Source organism: Pedobacter sp. 10L46_2 (genome assembly GCF_056395165.1).
This window is the reverse complement of record NZ_JBFTIZ010000208.1, coordinates 1-8,487: the sequence shown is the minus strand read 5'-3', so window position 1 is coordinate 8,487 and position 8,487 is coordinate 1. Positions and strand designations below refer to the sequence as shown.

The 8,487-nt window shown below is 37.8% G+C and carries 10 protein-coding genes; 8 read left to right on the top strand and 2 right to left on the bottom strand.

Annotated features, from left to right (window positions below; translation table 11 throughout):
• Positions 1 to 18 precede the first annotated feature (18 nt).
• Positions 19 to 1,368, bottom strand: coding sequence for a dihydroorotase (locus AC1DDX_RS19100; protein ID WP_477622421.1), 1,350 nt, complete (start codon positions 1,366 to 1,368; stop codon positions 19 to 21).
• Between the two features lie 169 nt (positions 1,369 to 1,537).
• Here AC1DDX_RS19100 and AC1DDX_RS19095 point away from each other — a divergent pair, with 169 nt between their 5' ends.
• The 3 genes from AC1DDX_RS19095 to AC1DDX_RS19085 all read left to right on the top strand — a co-directional run bounded on the left by AC1DDX_RS19095 (position 1,538) and on the right by AC1DDX_RS19085 (position 3,902).
• Entirely contained in the window at positions 1,538 to 2,860 is a 1,323-nt protein-coding gene (locus AC1DDX_RS19095; RefSeq protein WP_337715648.1) for a DEAD/DEAH box helicase, read from the top strand.
• Positions 2,861 to 3,147: 287 nt separating this feature from the next.
• Positions 3,148 to 3,483 carry a gliding motility protein GldC gene (gene gldC / locus AC1DDX_RS19090; protein ID WP_048904276.1) on the top strand — a complete coding sequence of 112 codons (336 nt, stop codon included), beginning with the start codon at positions 3,148 to 3,150 and terminating at the stop codon, positions 3,481 to 3,483.
• A 5-nt stretch (positions 3,484 to 3,488) separates the two neighbouring features.
• The gene (locus AC1DDX_RS19085) at positions 3,489 to 3,902 is read left to right on the top strand and encodes a hypothetical protein (protein ID WP_172660725.1); all 414 of its coding nucleotides are present in this window, start codon (positions 3,489 to 3,491) and stop codon (positions 3,900 to 3,902) included.
• Between the two features lie 4 nt (positions 3,903 to 3,906).
• Here the strand turns inward: AC1DDX_RS19085 and AC1DDX_RS19080 are convergent, their stop codons facing one another.
• Positions 3,907 to 4,422 carry a DUF421 domain-containing protein gene (locus tag AC1DDX_RS19080; RefSeq protein ID WP_172660724.1) on the bottom strand — a complete coding sequence of 172 codons (516 nt, stop codon included), beginning with the start codon at positions 4,420 to 4,422 and terminating at the stop codon, positions 3,907 to 3,909.
• A gap of 99 nt (positions 4,423 to 4,521) precedes the next feature.
• Between AC1DDX_RS19080 and AC1DDX_RS19075 the strand changes: the two genes are divergently transcribed.
• The 5 genes from AC1DDX_RS19075 to msrA all read left to right on the top strand — a co-directional run bounded on the left by AC1DDX_RS19075 (position 4,522) and on the right by msrA (position 8,461).
• Positions 4,522 to 5,181, top strand: coding sequence for a heme exporter protein CcmB (locus AC1DDX_RS19075; protein WP_172660723.1), 660 nt, complete (start codon positions 4,522 to 4,524; stop codon positions 5,179 to 5,181).
• A 52-nt stretch (positions 5,182 to 5,233) separates the two neighbouring features.
• Positions 5,234 to 5,893, top strand: a complete 660-nt coding sequence (gene ccsA, locus AC1DDX_RS19070; RefSeq protein ID WP_172660722.1) for a cytochrome c biogenesis protein CcsA — start codon at positions 5,234 to 5,236, stop codon at positions 5,891 to 5,893.
• A 1-nt stretch (position 5,894) separates the two neighbouring features.
• Positions 5,895 to 6,113, top strand: coding sequence for a CcmD family protein (locus AC1DDX_RS19065; protein WP_172660721.1), 219 nt, complete (start codon positions 5,895 to 5,897; stop codon positions 6,111 to 6,113).
• 149 nt (positions 6,114 to 6,262) lie between these two features.
• A complete protein-coding gene (locus tag AC1DDX_RS19060) occupies positions 6,263 to 7,684 on the top strand; it encodes a Glu/Leu/Phe/Val family dehydrogenase (protein ID WP_048904281.1) in 1,422 nt (473 codons plus the stop codon).
• Positions 7,685 to 7,813: 129 nt separating this feature from the next.
• The gene (msrA, locus tag AC1DDX_RS19055; protein ID WP_477622420.1) at positions 7,814 to 8,461 is read left to right on the top strand and encodes a peptide-methionine (S)-S-oxide reductase MsrA; all 648 of its coding nucleotides are present in this window, start codon (positions 7,814 to 7,816) and stop codon (positions 8,459 to 8,461) included.
• Positions 8,462 to 8,487 lie beyond the last annotated feature (26 nt).

The window sequence follows — 8,487 nt, the reverse complement described above, 5'->3', positions numbered from 1 at the left end:
GTTTATAAGCTGCATTCATTACCTGTTAAAGGTTAATCTTTTCCCGTTTTCTCTTGTTGTAAATCGTCCTTTCTGATAGGCAAGATTGCCCGATACAAAGGTGTGTGTTACTTCGGCCTGGAATGTTTGACCCTCAAAAGGAGACCATCCACATTTATAAAGCACATTTTGCCGGGTCACTTTAAACGGATCATTCAGGTTTACCAATACCAGATCTGCCCAATACCCTTCTCTAATAAATCCTCTTCTGTCGATATTGAAACAAATAGCCACATTATGTGCAGTTTTTTCGGCAATCTTTTCTAAAGTGATCTTCTTTTGATGATACATTTCAAATAAAGCAGGCAATGCATGCTGTACCAATGGCCCACCAGAAGGGGCCTTCAGGTAAGGCTGTTCCTTTTCTGCTATGGTATGCGGAGCATGATCTGTAGCTATAATATCTAAATGGTTGTCTAGTACTCCTTTTAAAATGGCATCCTTATCTTCTGCGGTTTTTACGGCGGGGTTCCATTTTATCCAGTTTCCTTTGGTAGCATAGTCCCTGTCGTCAAACCAAAGGTGATGAACGCAGGCCTCTGCTGTGATCTTTTTATCTTTTAAAGGAGTTATATTGTCGAACAATGCAACTTCCTTAGCAGTGGATATGTGTAATATGTGTAAGCGGGTTCCGTGTTTTTTAGCAAGCTCTATAGCCATTGATGAAGAAATATAACAAGCTTCTGCACTTCTGATAAGTGGGTGCATATCAATGGTTATGTTCTCGCCATATTTTTCTTTATATATGGCCATGTTGGCTCTTATGGTTTGCTCATCTTCGCAATGAGTTGCTACCAGCATGGGTGCTTCTTTGAAGATGTTTTCTAAAACTTTTTCATTATCAACCAACATATTTCCTGTTGATGAACCCATGAAAACTTTAATTCCACAAACGTTTTTAGGGTCTGTTTTTAGTACTTCTTCAATATTGGTATTTGATGCTCTGTTTTTTGATGCACCCATAAAGAAAGAGTAGTTGGCAAGAGACATTTCAGCCGCAATCTGATACTTATCTGCAAGTAATTCCTGCGTTAGTGTATTAGGTATTGTATTGGGCATTTCCATAAAAGAGGTAATGCCACCTGCAACTGCTGCCATACTTTCAGAAAAGATATCAGCCTTGTCTGTAAGTCCAGGCTCTCTGAAATGTACCTGGTCATCAATCATTCCAGGGAAAAGATGTAATCCTTCCGCATTGATTTCCTGATCTGCAGGCTCATCAATGTTTGGTGCAATTTTTTCAATAAACCCAGCCTTGATGAGTACGTCGGCGACTACTATTTGGCCTTCATTTACAATTGAAGCAGCTTTTATAAGTATGGTATTCATGGTGTCAAACTTAAATAAAATATTCTTTTCAGCTTACGTCATCCTGAATTTATTTCAGGGCCCTGCACCTGCAATGCCTCCTTTCTCTTTGGAGGCCCTGAAATAAATTCAGGATGACGTGGAGGTTAAATACAAGGGCTAGGAAATAAATTTTGACTACTTTTGYCGAATGGCCAAGAATTTCGAAGAGTTTAACCTAAATCGACAGATTTTAAATGCTGTAGCTGATGCAGGCTTTACTGTTGCTACTCCTATACAAGAAAAAGCAATAGCCCCTGTATTATCGGGTCAGGATATATTCGGTATTGCCGAAACCGGAACAGGTAAAACTGCAGCTTATGTTTTGCCCATTCTAATGCAGTTGAAATATGCGCAGGGAGACTCAGCACGTGCATTAATATTAGCCCCAACAAGAGAGTTGGCCATGCAAATTACCGAGCATATCCAGATTTTCTCTAAATACACGGATCTGCGTACTGTTGTGGTTTATGGTGGACTTGGACCTAAAACTCAGATTGAACAGATTAAAGCCGGTGTTGATATTATTGTAGCTACACCTGGAAGATTTTTAGATATTTATTTAGCCGGCCATATCAATACCCAATACATAAAGTTTTTGGTGTTAGATGAGGCAGATAAAATGATGGACATGGGCTTTATTGGCTCTATTCATAGGATTTTAGAGATTGTACCTCGTAAAAGGCAGAACCTTTTGTTCTCGGCTACTATGAGTAATCTTGTTCAAAAGATTGCGGGCGACTTTTTAAAACATCCAACTTTAATTGAAGTAGCTGAGCAAGCTACGCCAGCTGCAACGGTTACTCAAACTTTGTACGAAGTGCCTAACTTTAAAACCAAGATCAACCTGCTGCAACACTTAATGAAAAATGATGAGGAGTTTAAACGACTGATCATTTTCTGTAAAACCAAAACGGTAGCCGATAACATTTTTAGTTTCATTGAGCGTAGGTTTGGAGCAGAGGCTGTTAGGGTAATTCATGCGAACAAAGGCCAGAATACCAGGATTAATTCTATAAATAATTTTAAAGAAGGTAATATCCGGGTATTGGTAGCAACTGATGTTGCATCACGAGGTATTGATGTTTCGGAAGTAAGTCATGTGATTAATTTTGATGTTCCAATTATCATTGAAGATTATGTGCATAGAATTGGCCGTACCGGAAGAGCATATTCAAAAGGAGATGCGCTTACCTTTTGTACGCCAGCCGAAAAATATTACATTGAGAAAATACAAAAATTAATAAGACAAGAAATTCCTGTTGTACCTTTGCCGACTGAGGTTTTTGTGGAAGAAACCCCTTATGAGGAGAAGCAAGCCATAAATCGTGCAATAGACGATCAAAAGCGTAAAGAAGATCCTGATTTTAAAGGTGCATTCCATGAGAAAAAATATGCTGCCGCCATTGCAGCTGCTGCAAGAAATAAAACAAATAAGCAGCCTGCATGGAAAAAGAAGAAATTCAAAAAATAGTTAAAGACATTGAAAGTAAAACTGACCCCGCTTAATATTGTTTCAGCCATCTGTTTGGTTATTGCCATAATGCTGCTGATAAATAAGAAAGATGAGGGAAATCCCAAATATGTGGATATTACAGGAATTCTTATTGGGTTTAGCTTTTTAACCGCAGTTGTTGCTTTCATATCAGATCAAATTTTCAGAAGGTTTATTTTAAATCTAAAGAAACTATGGGTTGTAGAAGGCGTGTTAATTATTTTCATCATCATTTTAATATTTATAATAAAAGCTAGTATAAGTTAATGAAGCAAGCAGAAATTAAAATCACCGTTCAATTAGACGATAATAATGTTCCTGATAATATTCTTTGGGAATCTACAGATGCACAAACTCAGGAACAAGTTCCGGTTAAGTCTATGATGCTTGCATTGTGGGATCACAACTATAAGAACTCAATGCGTATTGATCTTTGGACTAAAGACATGCCTGTTGATGAGATGAAACGTTTTTTTTACGAAACGTTGCAAACTATGGGCGATAGTTTTTTAAAAGCTACAGGCGAAACGCTTATAGTAGAAGATTTGCGTGATTACTGTGCGCATTTTGCTGATAAAATGGGGATCAATACTCAAGGATAGATAAAATGAGACTGCAGGGAATTATTGGTTCAGTACTTATGGCCGTAGGAGGGATGTGCCCACTTATGCGTATTCCAATTATTGGCAGCTGGAATTATTTTGATATAGACCAGAGGTTAGCCATTGCTTTTTATGTATTGGTGGTAATTGGATTGATAGGGGCCTTCGCAAATAAAGCCGGACTGATAAAATTGGCCGGTTGGGGAGGAATTGTTTTAGTTCTAATTACCCTGGCTGGCATATACTTTAAGGCACATGATTCATTTGGTTTTCTTCATTTTAAGAAACTAATAAACTTTGGTGCAGGTATGGTAAAATTAAAATGGGGTTGGTATGTTATTGCCGCCGGTGCATTTATATTGATCACTGTAAGAAAACCGAAAGTTGTTTTGGTAAATGAAGGGGTTGAGGTAAAGTAAATTGTTAATTCAAATCGCCCAGCGATTTGTGTTTTCTTTTCCTTTTAAACTGAGTTTGTTTTAGATGTTCGTCACCGCTGATGATGCTGATGTTACCATCAACCTCAAGAATAGCCAATTTTACATCTTTATATTTTTCAATTCCGTGCTCCCTCATGGCTTCTTCAAGTTCCTCGTTGGTAATATCCAACTTGCTGAGTTTGTCGAAATTGAATTTACCATTGTGGATAAGGATTTCAGGATGCTGAGAGATAAAGTCTCTCAGCTTTTTGTTTTTGAACATGAGCTTTTTTAAAGCGTAGTTTAAAGCAAACAAAACGGCTGCAGCAACTAATCCTCCCAATAAGCTTGTGTTGTTACCAACCATAGCATTTTGAACAGCGTTACTGATCAGTAAAATCAATACCACATCAGTAGTGTTGAGCTGTGAAAGCTCCTTTTTGCCGGTTAAGCGAATTGCAACAAGCATAAAGGCATAAACTGCCAGGCTTCTTAAAATGATGTCAAGATATTGATTCATGATCAGGATAGGTTTATTAATACAATATTATTCATATTTAGTTTACAAAACACCTATTTGAATCGAAAATAACCGATTAAAAATTATCTTTGCCACAGTATGCAATTACTACATCAGGTAAAATATTTAATTAAGAAAGAAGTACTGCTGGAATGGCGCTCCAAATATGCACTTAATGGCGTTCTGCTGTATGTAGTATCAACTGTTTTTGTTTGTTTTTTGTCGTTTGTAAGCATAGCTCCAGTTACCTGGAATGCATTGTTTTGGATTATCATGCTTTTTGCTTCCATAAATGCAGTTTCAAAAGGTTTTTTACACGAAAGCAAAGGGCAGCAATTATACATTTATACCATTGCAAGTCCACTTGCACTCATCATTTCCAAAACAGTATACAATGTGCTTTTGATGATGCTTCTTACCCTTATAGCCTTGTTTTTTTACGTGATGGTCTTCGATTATGTGCCTCAGGATCTTGGACTCTACATCATAGCCACGGTATTGGGTAGTTTAAGCTTTTCAACTATTTTTACAATGATTTCAGCAATTGCCTCTAAAGCAGGTAACGGAGGTATGCTAATGGCTATTCTTAGCTTTCCTGTTATTATACCTGTGTTAATTGTACTGATTAAGCTTACAAAAAATGCAATTGACGGCCTGGACAGAAGTGTGAGTTTAGATGAAATTGGCCTGCTTTTGATTATAAATGCACTGGTTGCGGCGGTAACATTACTGCTATTCCCTTATTTATGGAGAGATTGAGCTTTAAAATCCCCTGCCCAGTTATTACCTTTGTTACAATTAAGCCTATATAATGAACAAGATTTGGTGGAAGATTTTAGGGTCGGTATTAGTTTTGTATACCGCCATTGCAGGATTACTATCCGGAGTACCCCATTTGGCCATATTAAATGAGACAATTCGTAACCTGTATTTCCATGTACCCATGTGGTTCGCGATGCTTACATTGTTCTCTATTTCGGTATTCTACAGTGTTAAATATTTATTATACGGAAAGGAATCGGATGATATCAGAGCAATAGAGAGTGTAAATGTGGGGATCATTTTTAGTATACTGGGTCTAATTACAGGCGCAGTCTGGGCTAAATTTACCTGGGGACAGTTCTGGAGTTTTGATGTGAAACAGAATTTTACAGCAGTTGCCATACTTTTATATTTTGCCTATCTGGTACTTAGAAATGCGATTGATGAGCAACAAAAAAGGGCTAAGATATCGGCTATTTACAATATTTTTGCCTTTCCGATGATGGTGGTGCTTATAATGGTATTGCCTCGTTTGTCAGACTCCTTACACCCCGGAAACGGTGGTAATCCGGGCTTTAACAGCTACGATTTAGATAGCCGCATGCGCGCTGTTTTATACCCGGCTTTCATTGGCTGGTCGATAATAGGGTATTGGATTTATACCATTAGATTTAGAATTCGTACAATAGAAAACAAACAAAATTCATAAGATGAAGAAGATCATATTTGCTTTAATGCTGCTATTAAGTTCAGTACAATTATTTGCTCAATCTAATGATGTGGAGATGGCTGATGCTTTACGCAGCAATGGAAAGATATATGTTGTTGTGATCTGCATTGTCATAATTCTTGTTGGTTTATTGATTTATCTATTCTCTCTAGATAAAAGATTAAAAAAAATAGAAAAGAAATCATCTGACAAAAACTAATTTTAAATCGTTTAATCGTCGTTTTTATACCTTTTTAAGGCTAGTGTGTGGCGTACACTAAGTAATTCCGCATTTGTAATAATCGTTTTTTTTAGTGCAATTTTGTACTCATAACTGAGAACTTATTCAAAATTCATAAAAAACAAATAATGGCTAATTCAGCAAATGAGACAAAATTTTTTGCCGACGTGTGTAAAAATTTTGACAGTGCAGCGCAGTTCACTTCCCATCCCGAGGGACTATTAAATCAAATTAAAGCCTGTAACAGTGTGTATCGTTTCCAGTTCCCAATTAGAAGAGGAAATGGATTTGAAGTTATTGATGCATGGCGAGTAGAACACTCTCATCACATGAGCCCAACAAAGGGTGGTATCCGTTACAGTGAGATGGTAAATGAAGATGAGGTAATGGCTTTAGCAGCCCTAATGACTTACAAGTGTGCTATTGTAAATGTTCCTTTTGGCGGGGCAAAAGGTGGTATTTGTATTAATCCTAAGAACTACTCTGTGGCCGAGCTAGAAACTATAACACGCCGCTACACAACTGAGTTGATAAAGAAAAATTTTATTGGTCCTGGTATTGATGTCCCGGCTCCTGATTATGGATCTGGTGAACGTGAAATGAGCTGGATTGCAGATACATATATGACTATGAATCCGGGGCAACTTGATGCTTTAGGTTGTGTTACCGGAAAGCCAATTGCTTTACATGGCATTCGCGGCCGTAAAGAAGCTACCGGACGTGGTGTTGCTTACGCTGTTAAGGAATGCGTTAATGTAGCCGAGGATATGCAAAAGATTGGATTTAAAGCAGGATTAGGCGATAAACGTGTTATTGTTCAGGGCTTAGGAAACGTGGGTTATCATTCAGCTAAATTCCTTTCAGAGTTCGGAGCAACAATTGTTGGTCTTTGCGAGTATGAGGGGGCAATTTACAACGAAAATGGATTAAATATTGATGAAGTTTTTGCTCATCGTAAAAATACAGGATCGATATTGGGATTCCCTGGAGCTACTGATTTCAAAAATTCAATGGAAGGATTAGAGCAACCATGCGATATTTTAGTTCCGGCCGCTTTAGAAAACCAAATTACTGTAAACAACATTCGCAATATAAAAGCAAAAATTATTGCTGAAGGTGCAAATGGGCCAACTACGCCTGAGGCTGAAGAAATATTTACCGAAATGGGAGGGATCATCATACCTGATATGTATTGTAATGCAGGTGGTGTTACTGTTTCTTATTTTGAATGGTTAAAAAACCTCTCGCACGTAGCATTTGGACGCATGGAAAACCGTTATGCAGAGAATTCTAATGCCAACTTAATCAATACCCTAGAAAATCTTACTGGTAAAAAGATCCCAGCTGAAAATCGTTTAATGATTGTTAAGGGAGCTTCTGAGATGGAGCTTGTAAATTCAGGATTAGAGGACACAATGATTCATTCCTACCATGAGATCAGAGAGAATTTAATTACCAAACCTGGTGTTCAAACATTAAGGACCGCTGCTTTTGTGGGTTCAATTGATAAGATCGCAGTTTCTTATATGAACCTTGGTATCTGGCCGTAGGTTTTAAAGACAGCTATTTTAATCCGCATCACACATAGTGATGCGGATTTTTTTTGTCATCAGTTTGCTAATTAAACAGATGTTAAAATTAAAATGCGTTTATCAGCGTATATTACATAAAGCCTGATTATGAAAGTTAAGCTAATATTTTGGATACTTCTGACTACTTTATCTTGCGCTTGTAATGAGGCGCAAAAACTGGAAACTAAAAATGGATTTGCAGTAATAACAGCAGCAAAAAGGGGAGAAGCTGTGGCAACCTATGCTGGTGGCTGTTTCTGGGCAATGCAGGAATGTATGCTGGAGTTAAAGGGAGTGAGTAAGGTTATAAGTGGCTATTCGGGCGGTACTAAACCAAATCCGGGTTATAATGAGGTATTGTCTAAAACTACCGGATATGCGGAAGCGGTACAGGTTTATTATGATCCCAACGTAATAAGCTTTGAAAGACTAACCGAAGCATTTTTCAATGCACACGATCCTACCCAGGAGGATGGACAAGGGCCTGATCTGGGCCCTGATTATCGTTCGATCGCTTTTTATCGGTCGCCTTCAGAGAAAATAATAATTCACAACCTAATTAGTAGAATTGATTCTATAAATGGTTACAACAGGCCGGTGGTAACTGAAGTGATTCCATTTAAAGTCATTTATCCAGCCGAAACCGAACATCAGGATTATTATAGAAGACATAGCTGGGATCCATACATTAGAAATGTTTCTCGCCCAAAAGTGCTAAAACTCAGAAAAACTATGCCTTACCTCCAAAAGTGCTAAAACTCAGAAAAACTATGCCTTACCTC

Coding starts and splice junctions, on each gene's coding strand:
- gldC (WP_048904276.1), top strand. CDS start 3,148: ATGAAGCAAGCAGAAATTAAAATCACCGTTCAATTAGACGATAATAAT.
- AC1DDX_RS19100 (WP_477622421.1), bottom strand. CDS start 1,368: ATGAATACCATACTTATAAAAGCTGCTTCAATTGTAAATGAAGGCCAA.
- msrA (WP_477622420.1), top strand. CDS start 7,814: ATGAAAGTTAAGCTAATATTTTGGATACTTCTGACTACTTTATCTTGC.
- AC1DDX_RS19075 (WP_172660723.1), top strand. CDS start 4,522: ATGCAATTACTACATCAGGTAAAATATTTAATTAAGAAAGAAGTACTG.
- ccsA (WP_172660722.1), top strand. CDS start 5,234: ATGAACAAGATTTGGTGGAAGATTTTAGGGTCGGTATTAGTTTTGTAT.
- AC1DDX_RS19080 (WP_172660724.1), bottom strand. CDS start 4,422: ATGAATCAATATCTTGACATCATTTTAAGAAGCCTGGCAGTTTATGCC.
- AC1DDX_RS19065 (WP_172660721.1), top strand. CDS start 5,895: ATGAAGAAGATCATATTTGCTTTAATGCTGCTATTAAGTTCAGTACAA.
- AC1DDX_RS19085 (WP_172660725.1), top strand. CDS start 3,489: ATGAGACTGCAGGGAATTATTGGTTCAGTACTTATGGCCGTAGGAGGG.
- AC1DDX_RS19060 (WP_048904281.1), top strand. CDS start 6,263: ATGGCTAATTCAGCAAATGAGACAAAATTTTTTGCCGACGTGTGTAAA.
- AC1DDX_RS19095 (WP_337715648.1), top strand. CDS start 1,538: ATGGCCAAGAATTTCGAAGAGTTTAACCTAAATCGACAGATTTTAAAT.